Source organism: Ruegeria sp. AB6 (genome assembly GCF_056542685.1).
Genome location: NZ_JBQGAD010000007.1, coordinates 128,700 through 145,904, shown reverse-complemented (window position 1 = coordinate 145,904; position 17,205 = coordinate 128,700). Strand labels below are relative to the sequence as shown.

At 58.1% G+C, this 17,205-nt stretch carries 19 protein-coding genes; 9 read left to right on the top strand and 10 right to left on the bottom strand.

Going from position 1 to position 17,205, the window contains the following annotated elements:
• Positions 1-13 precede the first annotated feature (13 nt).
• The 7 genes from cpaB to urtA all read right to left on the bottom strand — a co-directional run bounded on the left by cpaB (position 14) and on the right by urtA (position 7,599).
• The gene (cpaB, locus tag ACR0DB_RS15335; protein ID WP_480552004.1) at positions 14-901 is read right to left on the bottom strand and encodes a Flp pilus assembly protein CpaB; all 888 of its coding nucleotides are present in this window, start codon (positions 899-901) and stop codon (positions 14-16) included.
• A gap of 247 nt (positions 902-1,148) precedes the next feature.
• Positions 1,149-1,337, bottom strand: coding sequence for a Flp family type IVb pilin (locus ACR0DB_RS15330; RefSeq protein ID WP_170773795.1), 189 nt, complete (start codon positions 1,335-1,337; stop codon positions 1,149-1,151).
• A 298-nt stretch (positions 1,338-1,635) separates the two neighbouring features.
• Positions 1,636-2,331 (bottom strand): urea ABC transporter ATP-binding subunit UrtE, encoded by a 696-nt coding sequence (urtE, locus tag ACR0DB_RS15325; RefSeq protein WP_480552003.1) that lies wholly within the window; start codon positions 2,329-2,331, stop codon positions 1,636-1,638.
• A 3-nt stretch (positions 2,332-2,334) separates the two neighbouring features.
• Positions 2,335-3,075, bottom strand: coding sequence for an urea ABC transporter ATP-binding protein UrtD (urtD, locus tag ACR0DB_RS15320; RefSeq protein ID WP_480552002.1), 741 nt, complete (start codon positions 3,073-3,075; stop codon positions 2,335-2,337).
• Positions 3,072-4,301: an urea ABC transporter permease subunit UrtC gene (gene urtC / locus ACR0DB_RS15315; RefSeq protein ID WP_170773790.1), complete on the bottom strand. Its 1,230-nt coding sequence runs from the start codon at positions 4,299-4,301 to the stop codon at positions 3,072-3,074. Before urtC ends, urtD begins: the two co-directional genes overlap by 4 nt.
• A 3-nt stretch (positions 4,302-4,304) precedes the next feature.
• Complete coding sequence (gene urtB, locus ACR0DB_RS15310; RefSeq protein ID WP_480552001.1) at positions 4,305-6,257, bottom strand: urea ABC transporter permease subunit UrtB; 1,953 nt, start codon at positions 6,255-6,257, stop codon at positions 4,305-4,307.
• Between the two features lie 61 nt (positions 6,258-6,318).
• Positions 6,319-7,599: an urea ABC transporter substrate-binding protein gene (gene urtA / locus ACR0DB_RS15305; RefSeq protein ID WP_480552000.1), complete on the bottom strand. Its 1,281-nt coding sequence runs from the start codon at positions 7,597-7,599 to the stop codon at positions 6,319-6,321.
• 361 nt (positions 7,600-7,960) lie between these two features.
• Between urtA and ACR0DB_RS15300 the strand changes: the two genes are divergently transcribed.
• The 9 genes from ACR0DB_RS15300 to ureG all read left to right on the top strand — a co-directional run bounded on the left by ACR0DB_RS15300 (position 7,961) and on the right by ureG (position 13,463).
• Positions 7,961-8,815 (top strand): urease accessory protein UreD, encoded by an 855-nt coding sequence (locus ACR0DB_RS15300; RefSeq protein ID WP_480551999.1) that lies wholly within the window; start codon positions 7,961-7,963, stop codon positions 8,813-8,815.
• A 1-nt stretch (position 8,816) separates the two neighbouring features.
• Positions 8,817-9,119, top strand: coding sequence for an urease subunit gamma (locus ACR0DB_RS15295; protein ID WP_152460019.1), 303 nt, complete (start codon positions 8,817-8,819; stop codon positions 9,117-9,119).
• A 15-nt stretch (positions 9,120-9,134) separates the two neighbouring features.
• Positions 9,135-9,296: a hypothetical protein gene (locus ACR0DB_RS15290; RefSeq protein WP_170773783.1), complete on the top strand. Its 162-nt coding sequence runs from the start codon at positions 9,135-9,137 to the stop codon at positions 9,294-9,296.
• On the top strand, positions 9,293-9,598 hold the full coding sequence (locus tag ACR0DB_RS15285; RefSeq protein ID WP_170773781.1) for an urease subunit beta: 306 nt from the start codon (positions 9,293-9,295) through the stop codon (positions 9,596-9,598). Before ACR0DB_RS15290 ends, ACR0DB_RS15285 begins: the two co-directional genes overlap by 4 nt.
• Entirely contained in the window at positions 9,598-11,358 is a 1,761-nt protein-coding gene (gene ureC, locus ACR0DB_RS15280; RefSeq protein WP_480551998.1) for an urease subunit alpha, read from the top strand. Before ACR0DB_RS15285 ends, ureC begins: the two co-directional genes overlap by 1 nt.
• A gap of 121 nt (positions 11,359-11,479) precedes the next feature.
• Positions 11,480-11,704 carry a DUF1127 domain-containing protein gene (locus tag ACR0DB_RS15275; protein WP_170790649.1) on the top strand — a complete coding sequence of 75 codons (225 nt, stop codon included), beginning with the start codon at positions 11,480-11,482 and terminating at the stop codon, positions 11,702-11,704.
• Between the two features lie 28 nt (positions 11,705-11,732).
• The gene (locus ACR0DB_RS15270; RefSeq protein ID WP_480551997.1) at positions 11,733-12,185 is read left to right on the top strand and encodes an urease accessory protein UreE; all 453 of its coding nucleotides are present in this window, start codon (positions 11,733-11,735) and stop codon (positions 12,183-12,185) included.
• The gene (locus ACR0DB_RS15265; protein WP_480551996.1) at positions 12,169-12,819 is read left to right on the top strand and encodes an urease accessory protein UreF; all 651 of its coding nucleotides are present in this window, start codon (positions 12,169-12,171) and stop codon (positions 12,817-12,819) included. The genes ACR0DB_RS15270 and ACR0DB_RS15265 overlap by 17 nt, the downstream gene beginning before the upstream one ends.
• On the top strand, positions 12,816-13,463 hold the full coding sequence (ureG, locus tag ACR0DB_RS15260) for an urease accessory protein UreG (protein WP_480551995.1): 648 nt from the start codon (positions 12,816-12,818) through the stop codon (positions 13,461-13,463). The genes ACR0DB_RS15265 and ureG overlap by 4 nt, the downstream gene beginning before the upstream one ends.
• 127 nt (positions 13,464-13,590) lie before the next feature.
• Here the strand turns inward: ureG and ACR0DB_RS15255 are convergent, their stop codons facing one another.
• The 3 genes from ACR0DB_RS15255 to ACR0DB_RS15245 all read right to left on the bottom strand — a co-directional run bounded on the left by ACR0DB_RS15255 (position 13,591) and on the right by ACR0DB_RS15245 (position 17,188).
• Positions 13,591-15,093, bottom strand: a complete 1,503-nt coding sequence (locus ACR0DB_RS15255; RefSeq protein WP_480551994.1) for an ABC transporter permease — start codon at positions 15,091-15,093, stop codon at positions 13,591-13,593.
• A gap of 8 nt (positions 15,094-15,101) precedes the next feature.
• On the bottom strand, positions 15,102-16,151 hold the full coding sequence (locus ACR0DB_RS15250; protein ID WP_480551993.1) for a quaternary amine ABC transporter ATP-binding protein: 1,050 nt from the start codon (positions 16,149-16,151) through the stop codon (positions 15,102-15,104).
• Between the two features lie 71 nt (positions 16,152-16,222).
• The gene (locus tag ACR0DB_RS15245) at positions 16,223-17,188 is read right to left on the bottom strand and encodes an ABC transporter substrate-binding protein (protein WP_480551992.1); all 966 of its coding nucleotides are present in this window, start codon (positions 17,186-17,188) and stop codon (positions 16,223-16,225) included.
• Positions 17,189-17,205 lie beyond the last annotated feature (17 nt).

Sequence of the window (17,205 nt, the reverse complement as noted above, 5' to 3'; positions counted from 1 at the left end):
ACCCTGACTGGTATCAATTCACGGTGCTTGATGTATCCGTGACCGGGACCTCTTCTTCGGATGCTGTGATTTCAACTTCCGGCACCTCGTCGTCGGTTGCCGTAATTGTCACTTTTTCTTCCTGAATATCCGAAATACCGCGGCGCACTTTCACAACAGGTTGCGGGGCACCGTCTTCGACTGGTGATTTTTCCAGCAGGATGTCGCTGAGGCGAACGGCCTCAAGAGGTTTATTTTCAGTCTCATCCAGTGAACGCAAAGACAGGCTAAGCTGTCCGGCTTTTTGCGCCAAAGCCAGCCGCTGGCTTTGTTCCGGCGTCACCTCAACGGTGACGGTCCGCGCGATACCGGGCTGGTCGATCTCTTCATCAGCCTTTTGGTCAACACCAATGACGCGGATATTTTGAAGGATGGTCAAGGCACGCAGCGATTCATCTGTGCCGCGTGTAAGAACAACATCCACGAAATCACCCGGTGTGACAAATCCACCAACGCCCGACTGTGCGTTGACATTAATTGCCATCGCGCGATTGCCTTCGCCGATCGTCTGAACGATGGTAACTTTTTCCCCGAATTCTGAAACTTTTGAAGCAAGCAGAATCTCACCTTGCGCAAGGGCACGCTTGGCCCGGCGCGGCTCACCGCCTGCCCCAGGCAGTACGTCATCAAAGCTTGTGAATACACCGACTGGGACAGATTCAGCCGGCCATTCAATTGTGGTCAGCTTATGGCTCTCAATCGGATTTCCAAACGGGATGTCTTCTGAAACAGCAACAACCCGAACGATGCTCGCGTCTACTGCAGCAGCTTGATTCCGTGCCAGCTGGTCCTGAGCCCAGAAAACTGCGCCTCCAGCAAGGCCGACACCGAAGATAGTCATTAAAAGAGATTTAACGCGCATGTTGCCCTCCAATTTCCGAAGTTAGCTTTGGCTGTCAGGTATGGGCGATCTTCAATCGAACTGAGCAAATCAGCATTCACACTGACGTATTTTTTAGTCATGATCTCCAACCCTCCCGCTTAATAATGCGGGAGAGTTGGCTTGTTTCTAGCTGTTTGGCTAGTTTTCAAAACGTCCAGTCGAGGTATGTTTTGAAGCATCGACCAAACGGGGATCAAGCCTCTGGCTGGACCCAACTGCCGAAGACTTACGGAGTACGGTTGGTGATCGAACCGTTAGCTTCAGTGAAGTTCGAGCTGGTGCTCTGCGCAACGGTGATCAGAACACCGCCACCGGCAACGATCGCAACCAGCAGGGCGATACCATATTCAACCAGGGTCGCACCGCGCTCGTCTTTACGCAGCTTCAGAAAGAACTTGCGAATAGTTTTCGACATAATTTTTACTCCAGACTGTTTTACCAAGTGCGAAATCCGCACGCTTACGAGGTACCAGGCAGCATCCCCGTTAATAGAATGTTTACCAGCCGTGAACCTTTAGAGCCTCCCCACAAACGAAAAGGTTTTCCCGTATAACGGGAATTTTTTGTCGTTTAAGGCAGATTTGTGACCTTGCTCTTGCGTTGAATCAGCGATTCGATCGGTGATTCCCGCTTATTTCACACGCAAACACGTCTATGGCCGATCTGAGGACACAGATCGGCCACATTTGCCCCCAATTCGCGGATTGAGTGTTCTACACTGTTACGCCTTGCAGAACCCGGTCGCGCGACAGCTCCTGCCGCGATCCTTGCATCAAAATCTCACCGCGCCTCAGAACAACGAAGCGGTCAGCGAGGTCATAGGCGAAATCGAAATACTGCTCGACCAGAACGATCGCCATCTCACCTTTAGAGCGCAGATGGCGAATGACCTCACCGATCTGCTGGATGATGTTGGGCTGAATACCCTCGGTAGGTTCATCCAGCAACAGCAGGCTGGGTTTGGTGATCAGGGCACGTGCGATGGCGAGTTGTTGTTGCTGGCCACCTGACAGATCACCTCCGCGGCGGTTCTGCATTTTCTTGAGAACCGGGAACAAGTCGAAAATCTCATCGGGGATAAAGTGTTCGCTGGACGGCAGGCAAGCAAAGCCAGTTTCCAGATTTTCGCGCACAGTCAGCAGGGGAAAGATCTCGCGCCCCTGGGGAACGTATGCCACCCCCTTCCACGCCATTTTATGCGCCGGAAAGGGCGGGAGGGCCTCACCATTCAGCTCCAGCGTACCGCCAGAGCGGGGATGCGTGCCCGAGATTGCCTTGATCAGGCTGGTCTTTCCGACACCATTGGTGCCCATCACGCAGGTCACCTCACCCTGCGCGGCTTGCATCGAAACACCGTGCAGGATTTGCGAATGCCCGTAGTGCAGGGTCAGATCGTTCAGTTTCAGCATCGCCTAGCGCCCCAGATAGACGTCAATGACGTCCTGATTTGATGTCACGTGGTCCAGAGAGCCTTCGGCCAGAACCGAGCCCTCGTGCAACACAGTCACCTTGCAGTTCAGACGGCGGACAAACTCCATATCATGCTCCACCACAACCACGGCGCGGGTTTTCGCGGCCTGCACCAGAAGATCGGTGGTGTGTTCGCGTTCCTGCGGTGTCATCCCAGCGGCGGGTTCATCGACCAACAGCAAGCGCGGTTCCTGCGCCAGCAGCATACCGATCTCTAGCCATTGCTTCTGCCCGTGGCTGAGTTCGCCCGATTTGCGGGTCAACTCGTCCTTCAAGCCGATCTCGGCGGCCAGTTCCTCGACTTTCTCCAGATCACCCTTTGAAGGGCGATAGAACAGCACACCCAGCCATGCGCGTTTGTTCTTCAGCGCCATCAGCAGGTTTTCCTGCACGCTCTGGTCTTCGAACACGGTAGGTTTCTGGAACTTCCGCCCGATCCCGGCCTGCGCGATCTTGGCCTCACTCATGCGCAGTAGGGAAACGGATTTCTCGCCCCAGATGACGCGGCCTTCGTCGGGTCGGGTTTTGCCGGTGACGATATCCATGAAAGTCGTTTTACCTGCCCCGTTTGGTCCGATCACAGCGCGCAACTCCGCGTTGCCGATCTGGAACGAAAGGTTGTTGATTGCGCGGAAACCGTCGAAGGTGACGGAAACGCCGCTGACCTCTAGCAGAGTGCTCATTCCGTGGCCTCCTTTTCGCGCAATGCGCTTTCATCGGGCCCGAGGGCCGCACCGTGGCGCTGCGGTGCGCGACGATTGGTCCAGAGGTCGAACAGCCCGCCGATCCCTTGCGGGGCGAACAGCGTGACCAGCACGAAAGACACGCCCAGCAGCACCTGCCACCAATCGACCCATTTGATTGTATAGAACCCCAACGGAATGTCCGGAGCCTGCCCACCGGTGAACCATGTGCTGAGCAGGCTGACAAATGCCGCGCCGATGACGGCGCCATACAGACGACCACGCCCGCCGATGGCGACCCATACCGCCAGATAGATCGAGGCGATGGGGGCCATCTCCTCGGGGTTGATAATGCCCGCCTGCGGATAATAGAGTGCGCCCGCGATGGCGGCGATGCAGGCGGTCAGAGTGAAGACGGCCAGCTTGTAGACCTCGACCGAATAGCCGAGGAACCGCACCCGCGCCTCGTTATCGCGGATGCCGCGAATGACCGAGCCGAACTTGCCCGACACCACCCATGCCGCCAGCAAATAGCCCAGCCCCAAGGCCAGTGCCGAGGCCCAAAGGAACCAGATCGACACCACGTCCTGCGAGACGGTGACACCCGGCAGGTTCTGTAGGCCCGACAGGCCATTGTTGCCGCGCAAGCCACTGTCGTTCTGAAACAGGTACAGCGCCAGTGCCAAAGTCATCGCTTGGGTCAGGATCGACAGGTAGACGCCCGTCACCCGACTGCGGAACGCCAGCCAACCAAAGATCAGCGCCAGAAGGCCCGGCACCAGCACCACCAGTGCCAGTTGCAGGAACAGGCTGTCCGAGAAGGCCCAGATCAACGGGAATTCGGACGACCCGACCACACCGAAGATCTGCGTGCCGATGGCGTCCACGACCTCGGATGACGTCGGAGGGATTTCGGCTTGCGACAGTGACTCGACGACGATCAGCCGCGTGCGTTCATACATCAGCCACATGCCGATCATGTAGCCGCCCAGCCCGAAAAAGGCGAAATGGCCCAGAGAAAGGATGCCGGTGAAGCCCCAGACCAGATCCATTGCTACGGCAATCAGGCAAAGGCACAGGGTTTTGCCCAGCGTCTTGACGAAACTGGTCGAGATCACGCCGATCCCGAACCCTTCGGACAGGACGGTGACGCCCAAAGTGAACAGGGACAGGATGGCCAGAAAGACCAGTACCGAGGGGTTTTTGGCAACAAAGCTGCGTTCCATGGCTCAATCCCCCGCCGCGCGGCCTTTGAGGGCGATGATACCCCTTGGCCGGAACTGGATGAAAATGATGATGAAGATGATCATGTAGGTCTGCGCTGCAAGGGTATTCGACGGGTTCATCCACTCGATCCCCTTTTGCAGGAAGCCGATCATGCCCGCACCAGCCAGAGCACCCCAGATGTTGCCGACACCCCCGACAACCACGGTCATGAAGCTTTGCACGATATAATCGCTGCCTAGGTCGGACGTGACCTTGGCGAACAACCCAATCGCAACCCCCGCGATCCCGGCGATGCCCGAGCCGAGGCCAAAGGTCAGCATGTTCACCCGCCCCGGGTTGATGCCCATCGACCCGGCCATGCGCGGGTTCTGCGTGACGGCGCGCATCTCAAGCCCCAGCCGCGTGCGTTTCATGATGTACAGGAACAGTCCCAGAAAGATCATCGCCAGAACGAAGATCGCGATACGGATGTAACTGATCGAGACCACATCGTTCAGCACCCATGCTCCGTCCAGCCAGCCCGGTGCAGTCAGTGGGCGGGCCTGCGTGCCAAAGATGTTCTTGGCCAGTTGTTGCAGCGCAATCGAGATACCAAACGTCGCCAGCAGAGTCTCCAGCGGGCGAGAATAAAGCCAACGGATCACCAGCCGCTCCATCGCGACGCCCATGGCGAAAGTGACGGCAAAGGCCATCGGGATGGCGACGATGATCGACAGCGTATGGTCGGGGACAAACTGCTGCACCACATAGCCGGTATAGGCGCCCATCATGATGAACTCGCCATGGGCCATGTTGATCACGCCCATCACGCCGAAGGTGATGGCAAGACCGATAGCGGCGAGGAAATAGATCGAGGCCAGAGAAATCGCGTCCAGCGTCAGGTCGAGGGCCTGGTTCAGGCCAACTTTTAGCTCGATCTGGTCCAACGCCTTTTCGGCGGCGGCTGTGACTTCGCCCGACGGCTCTGCATAGGTTTCAAAGAACACATGCGCGCCCAGCGCCGCGTCGACATCGGCTTGCGTGATCAACGCCGAAACGGTCCCGGCCTCGGCCAGCGCCGCATAAGCCTGCGTGCGGGCGATGTCGGTGTTCAGTTGCGCGACCGGAATGCCCCCAACGCGGCCCCCGTCGATATTGGCGGCCAGTGCAGCGCGGATATCATCGGGTGATACACGGGGTTCGGCCAGATCGCTGGTAACCAACAAGTCATAAGCGGCATCACGCGACAGGTCATTCGAGCCCGGTTGCAGTACACCGGCGATATTCACATCCGAAGGTAAATCTGTCGCCGTTTGCAGCCTGGTCACGACCAGAGGGTTCAAAGCCGCGCGCACGTCCACACCCAGATCGTCGGACATCTCCTCGATCGCGACCACACGGGCTTCAGTATCTTCGTCGTAGCCGATGGTCAGCAACCGCTCGAGGCGTTGCTTCTGCGCTTTCAGATCGGCATCGGGTTCGCCATCAATCGACGCGCGCAGCGGCTCAAGCAGAGCGCCCTCGGGATCGCGTTGGATAGACGTCAAAGCGGCCAGTCGTTTTGCACGATCCGGGTCGGTCAGTTGGAATTGTACCAGTGCCGTGCCGATCATCGCGCGGATGCCGCTATTGGGTTTCAACTGTTTCAGGTCGGATTTCTCAAACGTCCCGACGACCTCTCCGGTGTCGAAATCGGTCAGCTCATATGAACGCCCTTCACCCTTTTTGCCGGCAAAGAACAGGCCATCGGACTTGCGCATCCACACGTTTTTGGCGGCCCACGTCTCAAGCATGACCTGCGCTTGCGGCAACCCGCTGCTGGCAATCGCTTCAATCGCCGGTCCGATCGTCTTGCGCGAGCTTTTGGCGATGATCTCCTGATGCTCTTGCAGGATCGGTTGCAGACCGCCCTCTTGCGCGTTGGCCGTCAGGCAGGCGCACAGGATTGCGAGGCCCGCAAGGAATAGTCGTAACATGTAGAGAAACCCGAGGTGTCTTAAGGGCAAGGCGGGCGATCACACCCGCCTTGCGTGCCGTTTAGTAGTTCGACAGCGTCTGAACGCAGGTCTTGGTCTCGGTGTTGTACATACCGCAGCCCAGCTCTTTCCAATCCGAGATCAGAACCGCCGATTCCGGCAGGAAGTCGGTCCAGGCATCACCCGGCACAACATCGGTCTCGCTGATGATATCGAACTGACCGTCTTCCTGAATCTCACCGATCAGAACCGGTTTCGCCAGGTGGTGGTTCGGCAGCATGACCGCCGTACCGCCGGTCAGGTTCGGGAATTCCTGGCCGTACATCGCAGCGCGTACATCGTCGACTTCGGTCGAGCCGGCTTCAGTCGCGGCGTTCACCCACATGTTGAAGCCAATATAGTGGGCTTCCATCGGGTCATTGGTCACACGCTCGTCGCCCATGGTGGCTTTCCACGTTTCGACAAATTCGGCGTTCGCGTCGGTGTCCGCCGACTGGAAATAGTTCCACGCGGCCAGATGGCCCACAAGGTTGGTGGTGTCCAGGCCGGACAGTTCTTCCTCACCGACCGAGAAGGCCACGACCGGAATGTCATCTGCCGAAACCCCAGCGGCGGCCAGTTCTTTATAGAAACCGATATTCGCGTCACCGTTGATGGTCGAGATCACGCCGACCTTCTTGCCATCCGCGCCCAGCGCGACAACGTCCGCCACGATTTTGGACCAGTCGGAATGACCGAACGGGGTGTAGTTGACGAAGATATCCTCGTCCGCGATGCCTTTACCCTTCAGATAGCTTTCCAGAATGTTGTTGGTGGTTCTGGGGTAGACATAGTCTGTGCCGAGCAGAGCGAATTTCTCGACCCCCAGTTCCTCCAGGAAATAGTCGGTCGCAGGGATTGCCTGCTGGTTCGGCGCGGCGCCGGTGTAGAAGACGTTCTTGGACGATTCTTCGCCCTCATACTGAACAGGGTAGAACAGCAGGCCGTTCAGTTCTTCGATCACCGGCAGAACCGATTTGCGGCTGACCGAGGTCCAATTGCCGAAGATCACATCCACTTCATGCACGGTCAGCAGCTCGCGCGCTTTTTCAGCAAACAGCGGCCAGTCGGATGCGGGGTCGACGACAACCGCCTCAAGCTGTTTGCCCAGCAGGCCACCCTTGGCGTTTTGCTGGTCTATCAGCATCAGCATGGTGTCTTTCAGCGTGGTTTCCGAAATCGCCATGGTGCCAGAAAGCGAGTGCAATACACCGACTTTGATCGTGTCTTCGGCAGACAGTGCAGCGGTCGCCATGGCGGCAAAGACAAGAGATCCGGCGAGCGTGGATTTGAGAGATGTCATATGATTCTCCTGGGCGGGGCCGGGAGAGAGGGCTTGCGCAGATACGCACTCTTCTTCTACCTGATCCCCGCAACTGTTGTTGCGTTCCGTGTGGCGGTTGTGTCCGAGGTCCAATTCGCGCAGCCGTCACACACCCTCGGGGATCGTCCCCGTGGCGGGCACCCATACCGTTTCTGCATCGCAGAGAATTTGGCAAATAGTTGACAGATCATTTCCGACAATCCGCCTCATTTGTTTAATTTTCAGGCAGTCGTTAACCAATTCGCTCAAAAATTAACCCAATCCGCCGGATATTGGCCCAATTCCGACAAGGCAGAATAGAGTTCCGACGTCCAAACGGCGAAACAAGCGGCAGAACAAAGTGATCCGCAGGTGCGCCATTACACATCATGCCTCGATATTGCCCACGCAAGCCGCGACCCCGCCGCGCGCGCAAGGTGCGATTCGGCTGAGTGCCAAACGATTGGGCACATCCTCGGTTCTGGACGGGTTCCGGCAGTCGGGCTCGTTCAAGTGCCTGTTTCCGCGCACCGATGGCGACGCGTTGAACGCGGTGCTGCTGAACACCGCTGGCGGGATCACCGGCGGCGACAATTTCCGCTTTACCGGCCATGCGGGCGACGACACCACCCTGACGCTAACAACTCAGGCCTGCGAGCGCGCGTATAAAGCCAAACCTGGTCCCTCGGGCCAGATCGTGAACCACCTAAGCGTCGCTCCGGGTGCGCGGCTGAACTGGCTGCCGCAGGAAACCATCCTGTTTGACGGCAGCGCGCTGGAGCGTCGGTTGCAGATCGACCTTGCCCCGGAAGCCACCGCACTGATGGTAGAACCGCTGGTCTTTGGCCGCATGGCGATGGGCGAGACCCTGACCGATATCCGCCTGCGCGACCGGATCGAGATCCTGCGCGATGGCACCCCCCTGTTTCTCGACGCGATGCAGTTCACCGGTGATCTGCACGCCCATCTGTCCAAACCGCATATTGCAGGCGGTGCGGGGGCGATGGCGCTGGTGGCCTTTGTCTCACCCACAGCCGAGGGCCAGATCGACCCCATTCGCAATATGCTGCCTGACACTGCCGGAGCCTCGCTGATCCAGGACGATCTGCTGGTGATCCGAGTGCTGGCCGAGAACAGCTTTACCCTCCGCCGCACGCTGATGCCGGTTCTGCGGCGACTGAACAATGACACGCTTCCCCGATGCTGGATGATCTGACATGAACCTGACCCCCCGTGAAAAAGACAAACTGCTGGTCGCCATGGCCGCCGAGGTCGCCCGAAAGCGGCTGGCCCGCGGCGTCAAGCTGAACCACCCCGAGGCGATCGCCCTGATCACCGACGCGGTGGTCGAAGGTGCGCGTGACGGCCGATCGGTGGCTGACATGATGCAAGCCGGGGCCGAAGTGATCACCCGCGCGCAATGCATGGAAGGCGTGCCTGAGATGATCCACGAAGTTCAGGTCGAAGCCACCTTCCCTGATGGCACCAAACTGGTGACCGTCCACAACCCTATTCGCTAACAAAGGAACACAAATATGACCCGTATGCTCTTCCCAGCCCTGATCCTTGCTGGCCCTGCAGCCGCTCATACCGACACGCATATTCATGCGCATGGCACAGACTATGCCACTTTGGGCGTCGGTTTGGCGGTTGTCGCGCTGGCAGCTTTGGTCGTGATGACAAAGCTGAACAAATGATCCCCGGTGAGCTGTTCCCAGCCGAGGGTGAGATCACCCTGAACGCGAATGCCGAGGCAATCACCCTCATGGTCGCCAATACCGGCGACCGCCCGGTTCAGGTCGGCTCGCACTATCATTTCGCCGAAACCAACCCCGCGCTGGAATTCGACCGCACTGCCGCACATGGCCTGCGTCTGGACATCGCGCCGGGCACCGCCGTTCGGTTCGAACCCGGTCAGGCGCGCGAAGTCTCGCTGATCCCCATCGGGGGGGCGCGCAAGGTTTACGGGTTCAATCAAAAGGTCATGGGGTCGCTCTGATGCCAGCAACAATCAAACGCTCTGACTATGCCGCCATGTTCGGCCCCACCACCGGCGACAAGCTGCGGCTGGCAGATACCGATCTGGTGATCGAAGTTGAACGCGACCTGACCGCCGAACGCGCCGGCGCTGCCGCGACTGGGGGAACGGGCGACAATGCGCTGCTCTACGGCGAAGAGGTCAAGTTCGGCGGCGGCAAGGTGATCCGTGATGGGATGGGGCAGTCTCAGACCACGCGGGCCGAGGGGGCCGTGGACACGGTCATCACCAATGCGCTGATCGTGGATCACTCGGGCATCTACAAGGCGGATGTGGGTCTGAAAGACGGACGCATCGCCAAGATCGGCAAGGCCGGCAATCCCGACACGCAGCCCGGTGTCGACATCATCATCGGCCCCGGCACCGAGGCCATTGCAGGCGAAGGGCGTATCCTGACCGCCGGCGGGTTCGACAGCCATATCCATTTCATATGCCCGCAACAGATCGAAGATGCGCTGCATTCCGGCCTGACCACCATGCTGGGCGGCGGCACTGGCCCGGCCCATGGGACGTTGGCCACCACCTGCACCCCCGGCCCTTGGCATATCGGGCGGATGCTGCAGGCCGCCGACGCCTTTCCGATGAACCTCGCCTTTGCAGGCAAAGGCAACGCCTCGCTGCCCGCCGCGCTGGAAGAACAAGTCAACGCAGGTGCCTGCGCCCTGAAACTGCACGAGGATTGGGGCACAACCCCTGCCGCCATCGATTGCTGTCTCTCGGTGGCCGATGCGATGGACGTGCAGGTGATGATTCATACTGACACGCTGAACGAATCCGGCTTTGTCGAGAACACCGTGGGCGCCATGAAGGGCCGCACGATCCATGCCTTCCACACCGAGGGCGCAGGCGGCGGCCATGCCCCGGACATCATCAAGATCTGTGGCGAGAACCACGTTCTGCCCTCCTCGACCAACCCGACGCGCCCCTTCACCGTGAACACGGTCGAAGAGCATCTAGACATGCTGATGGTATGCCACCACCTCGACAAATCCATCCCCGAGGACGTGGCCTTTGCCGAAAGCCGCATCCGGCGTGAAACCATCGCAGCCGAGGACATTCTGCACGACATGGGCGCGTTCAGCATCATCGCATCCGACAGTCAGGCCATGGGCCGCGTGGGTGAGGTTCTGATCCGCACGTGGCAGACCGCCGACAAGATGAAGAAACAACGCGGTCGCCTGCCCGAGGAAACCGGCGAAAACGACAATATTCGCGTGCGCCGCTATATCGCCAAATACACCATCAACCCGGCGATTGCCCACGGTCTAAGCCATCAGATCGGCAGCATCGAAGAAGGCAAACGCGCCGATCTGGTGTTGTGGAACCCAGCTTTCTTTGGGGTCAAACCCGAGATGGTTCTGCTGGGTGGCACCATTGCCTGCGCGCAGATGGGCGACCCTAATGCTTCGATCCCCACACCGCAGCCGGTCTATAGCCGGCCTATGTTTGGGGCTTATGGGCGCTCGGTCGAGCATTCGGCGATCACTTTCGTCTCGGGCGCGGCGCAGGCTACGGGGATTGGTGATACACTGGGACTGGCAAAGCAAACCGTTGCCGTCGAAAACACCCGCAACATCGGCAAGCGCGACTTGTTGCTGAACAACGCGACGCCGCAGGTTGAGGTTGACCCTGAAACCTATGACGTCCGCGCCGATGGCGAATTGCTGAGCTGCCAACCGGCCGAGGTTCTGCCGATGGCCCAGCGGTACTTTATGTTTTGACCAAAAATTGTGCTGCGTTGCGGCATTTGCAACACGGCCATGACCAAAAACCCACTACTCAACGAGGCTGGCATGACACATTTTCAAGCTCATGGGAGGACCAACGGAAACGAGGGTCCAAATGGCACATTCAGCAACGCACACTCCGGCACGGGTTTCACTGTCCGGCCTGATCGCATCCACCACATCGCGAATCTATTTGGCATTGATCCGCGTGGCCGAAGCCCAGACACGCGTACGGCAAGTCGAATTCCTGCAATCGCTCAGCGACGAAGAACTTCGCAAACGTGGACTGACACGGGATCGGATCGTTCACCGGGTATTCGCGGACTCGATCTGGCTCTGAAAATCTCCGCTGCAGAGGGGGCAAGCATATGACCGCCCTACTCTGCACCGCGCGCCAATATTCGAACCACTCACATGGTGAACCGGCCGATCATCTGTCGCTGACCTATGAAGACCGCTTTCTGCGTCGCAAGGTTTTGACCTGCGACAGCGGCGAGCAAATTCTGATCGACCTCGCCCAGACCACCTCGCTGGATCATGGCGGCGCGCTTGTCCTTGATGACGGGCGCGAGGTGGTCATTCAGGCCGCCCCCGAAGCATTGCTGGAAGTCACCGCACCTGAGCTGACCCGCATCGCCTGGCATATCGGCAACCGTCATACGCCCTGCCAGGTCGAAACCCAGCGTCTGCTGATACAGATCGATCACGTCATTCGCGATATGTTGCTGAAGCTTGGCGCCACGGTGCGAGAGGTGCGCGAACCTTTCACCCCCGAAGGTGGGGCCTATGGCCACGGCAGGACCCATGGCCACGCCCACTGACACCGACATACTGACGCTGGCGCAATGGCTCTCACCTGCCTACCCCGTAGGCGGATTTGCCTATTCGCATGGGCTGGAATGGGAAATCGAGAGCGGCAGCGTTTCCTCGGCCGCCGAAACAGGCGCGTGGATTGCCGATCTCGTCGAGTTCGGCACAGGACGCAACGATTGTATCTTGCTGTCGGCGGCATATGCCGCTCCGGCAGATGCTCTGGCCGAAATCGATCAAACCGCACGCGCCTTCTGTCCCTCATCCGAGCGTCTGCGGGAAACACATCTTCTGGGTGAGGCGTTCAGCGGGCTTACAGCTGATATCTGGTTGCTTGACCTGCCACCCCTGACTTATCCTGTCGCGCTGGGCCATGCCGCCGGACTGAGGGGGCTGCCCTTGGCGCTGACAGCGCAGATGTACCTTCAGGCATTCATGTCGAACCTGGTCGCCTGCGCGACACGTCTTGTGCCGTTGGGCCAGACAGAAAGCCAGCGGTTGATCCGGGATTTGACCCTGTTGTGCCAACGCGTCGCAACGGGTGCTCTTGCAGCTAACATGGACGACCTTGGCGCGACCGCCTTCTTGTCCGACATCGCGTCGATGAAACACGAAACCCAATATTCAAGGATGTTCCGAACATGACCAGTATGAACGGCCCCCTACGCGTGGGCATCGGAGGCCCCGTGGGTGCAGGCAAAACCACCCTGACCGCCGCTCTGGCAGAGGCACTGCGCGACAAGCTTTCGGTGGGCGTGATCACCAACGACATCTACACCCGCGAAGATGCCGAAGCGCTTATGCGCATGCAGATCCTGCCGCAGGACCGGATCATCGGTGTCGAGACCGGAGGTTGCCCCCACACGGCGATCCGCGAGGATGCTTCGATCAACCTTGCCGCCGTGGCCGAAATGCAGGACCGCCATCCGGAGGTCGATTTGGTGCTGATCGAAAGCGGTGGCGACAATCTGTCAGCCACATTCAGCCCGGAACTTGCGGATGTGACGCTTTACGTAATCGACGTTGCCGCTGGCGAGGAAATCCCGCGCAAAGGCGGCCCCGCGATCACCAAATCCGACATTCTGATTATCAACAAAACCGACCTGGCACCGCATGTCGGCGCATCGTTGGACGTCATGAACCGCGACGCGACACGGATGCGCAGCGGCAGACCTTTCGTATTTGCGTCACTTCGAAATCGCAAAGGGGTGGATGATATCGTGTCTCTCCTTGCTCGGATCGGAGGCCTGCCAACACTCATGGCGGCAACCGAGTCGGAAACGGTCTGAGGTTTGCACCCACAAACTTGGCTTTACGCTAAGCCGGATAAGCGTGTCCGGTTTGGCGCACCTTTGGCCATTTACTTGCGTTAAACAGCTTCTTCTCTAGACCGACTTCCCCTCGCAAAGACGGCGACTATCGTTTTCCGGCGACAATCCTGTCAAGGATCAGAGCGCAGAACAAGATCGCTAGACCGGCAAGAATGCCTTGTCCTGCTGCCGCGTATTGCAGAGCTTCAAGCACATCTTCGCCCAGCCCTTTGGCACCGATCAGTGAGGCCACAACCACCATCGCCAGAGACAGAAGAATAGTCTGGTTCACCCCTGCCATTATGGTCTTGGCCGCAAGCGGAAGATCGACACGCCACAGCAAATAGCGCGGTGTCGCACCAAACGCCAATGCGGCTTCGCGTACGGTTTCAGGCACTTGTTGAAGCCCGAGTACAGTAAAGCGGATGACCGGTGGGCTGCCAAAGATCATGGTCGCGACGACACCCGCCGGTTTGCCCGAACCGATAAATGCAACAACCGGGATCAGGTAAACAAAGCTTGGCATGGACTGCATGAAATCGAGGATCGGACGAACAATTGCAAATGCCTTGGGACGACGGGCGCAATAGATCCCAAGTGGGATGCCAAGCGTGATCGAGATCAACGCCGCAGCCCCTAACAATGCAATGGTTGTCATTGCTTTTTCCCAGAAATCGAGCAAACCCAAATATGCGAGCGCAGCCCCGGTGAAGATGGCAACGCGAGCACCAGCCGTGAGATAGGCCAGCAACACGATGACAAGCCCGACTACGGGCCACGGGGTTTGCACAAGAATAACCTCTATGCAGTCAAGAAGGGTTCTCATGCCGAATGTCAGACTGTCAAAAAAACCGCGTCCAGTGGTTTTGGTCCAATCAAACACGGCCTGAACGCCATCGCCGACGGTCAATCTCCAGGTGCGATCCGTGGGAAAGGACTTCAGCACAGCAAACGCATCGGGCTGGGCAAACTTAATCACCGACAGGCTCACAACGCAGCCAAAGAGAAACACAGCGATCAGCAGACGCTGGGGTGACCACCCACTGGCTGCGCTTCGGTCCGAGCGCCACCGCGCGAACTGGCCCTCAAGCGTCCAGTTGGCAAGAGCGGCTTGGATAAATTTGAACGCCACCAATAACAGCAGCCCAACAATAATGAATCCAAGTCCAGTCGCATCCGCCTGAACCGCCGCGTCCTGAGCCTGTGCCAGAGCTGTTTCCAGTGACTCTGCAGCCCGTTTCAAGGAATCCAAAGATGATGCCCCTGTTTGCTCAGCGACTGCGATCTGTTCACGACGAAGGTCGAGCGTCTCTCCGATTTTTTCCGCGCGCTGCCGGGCTTCGCGGCCAAGATCCCCAAAAAGACCTTTGCCAATCTGAATATAGGCAAAGGTTTCCAGCACCATAAAGCTCAGAAACCACGACCAAAGACCGCGCGCGCCAAACCAGAGCGGCCCAAGGATTGCAGCAGCCAGGTTCAGCGTGAAGCGATAGCCAGGGGCTTCCATCATATAGGCAAATGTTTTGCGGTAGTAATCCGCGCCGTTGCCAACAAATTCTTCGACCAGACGGCCCAGTCTTTCGGCGGTTTCCGGTTTAATATCCGACATGCCAGTCCTCACGCCTGATTTTGTTGAATTGCGCGGATGAGGCCGGTGCGATTGATCACTCCGACTGTCTTGCCATCATCGACGACGGCAACAATCCCATGTCCTTCGACGCACAGGTTCATGAGTTCGTCCAGATCCATCTCAGGATGCGCTTGATGAGGGTCATCGGGTATGGGACCGTTCTGGGCCTCGTGTTCATCAACAGGTGTCATGACGGAATGTGCAAAGATCATGTGAAGCTTTGATATTCCGGCGACGAAGTCCGCGACATAGTCATCTGCGGGGTTAAGGATGATCTCTTCCGGGGTGCCCACCTGCACGACGCGCCCATCCTTCATGATTGCAATTCGGTGACCAATGCGAATTGCCTCGTCTAGGTCATGGGTGATGAACATCGTTGTCTTGTTCAACTCGCGGCTCAGCGCCATGAACTGATCCTGCAACTGTTTGCGGATCAATGGATCAAGCGCAGAAAAAGGCTCGTCCATCAGCAGGATTTCCGGATCCGACGCAATGGCGCGGGCCAGCCCGACGCGCTGCTGCATCCCGCCCGACAGTTCATGCGCGTATTTGTCTTCCCAACCTGTCAGCTCTACCAGGTTAAGAACGCGCTCAGCCTCTTCCCAGCGCCGCGCCTTACCTGTACCGCGAATTTCAAGCGGCATCGCCACATTGTCTCGCACGGTCCGATGCGGCATCAGGCCAAAATTCTGGAATACCATGGCGACGCGACGATTGCGCAAGTCCCGCAATCCTTCGGGCCCCAAACCCATGACATCTTCGCCATCAAGCAGGATCTCACCTGCAGTCGGCTCCAATAGCCGATTGACGTGACGTACCAAGGTCGATTTGCCCGATCCAGACAGCCCCATGACGCAGAAAAGCTCTCCGCGTTCAATCTCAAAGCTGGCATCGGCGACACCTACAACGCAGTTAAATCGTTCAAGAACCTCAGGTTTTCCCAACCCTTCCGCGTGAATGGCCGCAAGTGCTTCTTTTGAACGATCCCCAAAAACTTTCCACACGCCTCGCGCGTCGATGGCTATATCTTTGGCCATGGCTCCACCCAGAAAATGATAGTGCGTGCCGACGGCGCTGCCCGCCGTCGGCGATTTCGATCAAGCCCGGTTTAGTTTAGGCCCAGCCATCCATCCACGGTGTCCCCATTCTCGGCAATCCATGCGGCGACTACTTCGGAAATGTCGCCACCCTGAACAACGACCTTGTAGGTGAGCTCCGACAGCGCATCCGAATCCATGTCGATATTTGCCAATAGCGACGCGGCTGCAGGGTTCCGTTCGTTCAACGAGTTCGAGTAGGCAACCTTGACGGTTTTAACAACGTCGCCACTGGTGATCTTCGATTTGGCATACCAATCCGCGTCATCACCGGGCTGAACAATCGTGTATTCATCAGGGTTGTGGGGCGGTTCTTCGATCATCGTCATATCGTAAAGCGCATGAACATAGTGCGGTTTATAGCAATAAAAGACGACACCCTCTTCGTTCGACACTGCATCCTTCAAGCGTGCGTAGAAGACGGTTTCGTCTTCAGTGCTCGGCTCAAGAAATGTCTCGACGCCGTAGTCGCGCACTTTGACCCGGTGCACGTTGGTCGACGCCCATCCCGAAGCACCGATCCAGATCTCACCCTTACCGTCACCATTGGCGTCATAGAGTTGCTGAGCGTCCGGGGTCGCCAGATCAAAGATGGATTTGATGTTGTGCTTTTCGGCCATGTAAGTCGGGGTGCAGAAGCCGGCTTTACCTTCGTATGAACCAGACGAAAGAGACACCGTGCCCTTTTCATCCACATACTCATCCGTGAAGGACGACTGGTTTGGCAGCCAGACATCCGGGTGCACGTCAATGTCACCACGCCCGCCGTCCATCGCGGCGAAAATGACGGCATTCGCACCGGGGGCATAGCCCACTTCGCCACCCAGTCGACCTTCGATGATCTGGCCTATTACGTTGGCCATGATCTTTGCTCCGGGCCAGCTCGGCTCACCAACCATTACCTTTTCTTGCGCAAATGCACTGGTTGCGCCGAGGCTTAGCACAATGGCTGCTGAAATTTTAGTTAACGTTTTCATCCTGTTGGTTCTCCTTT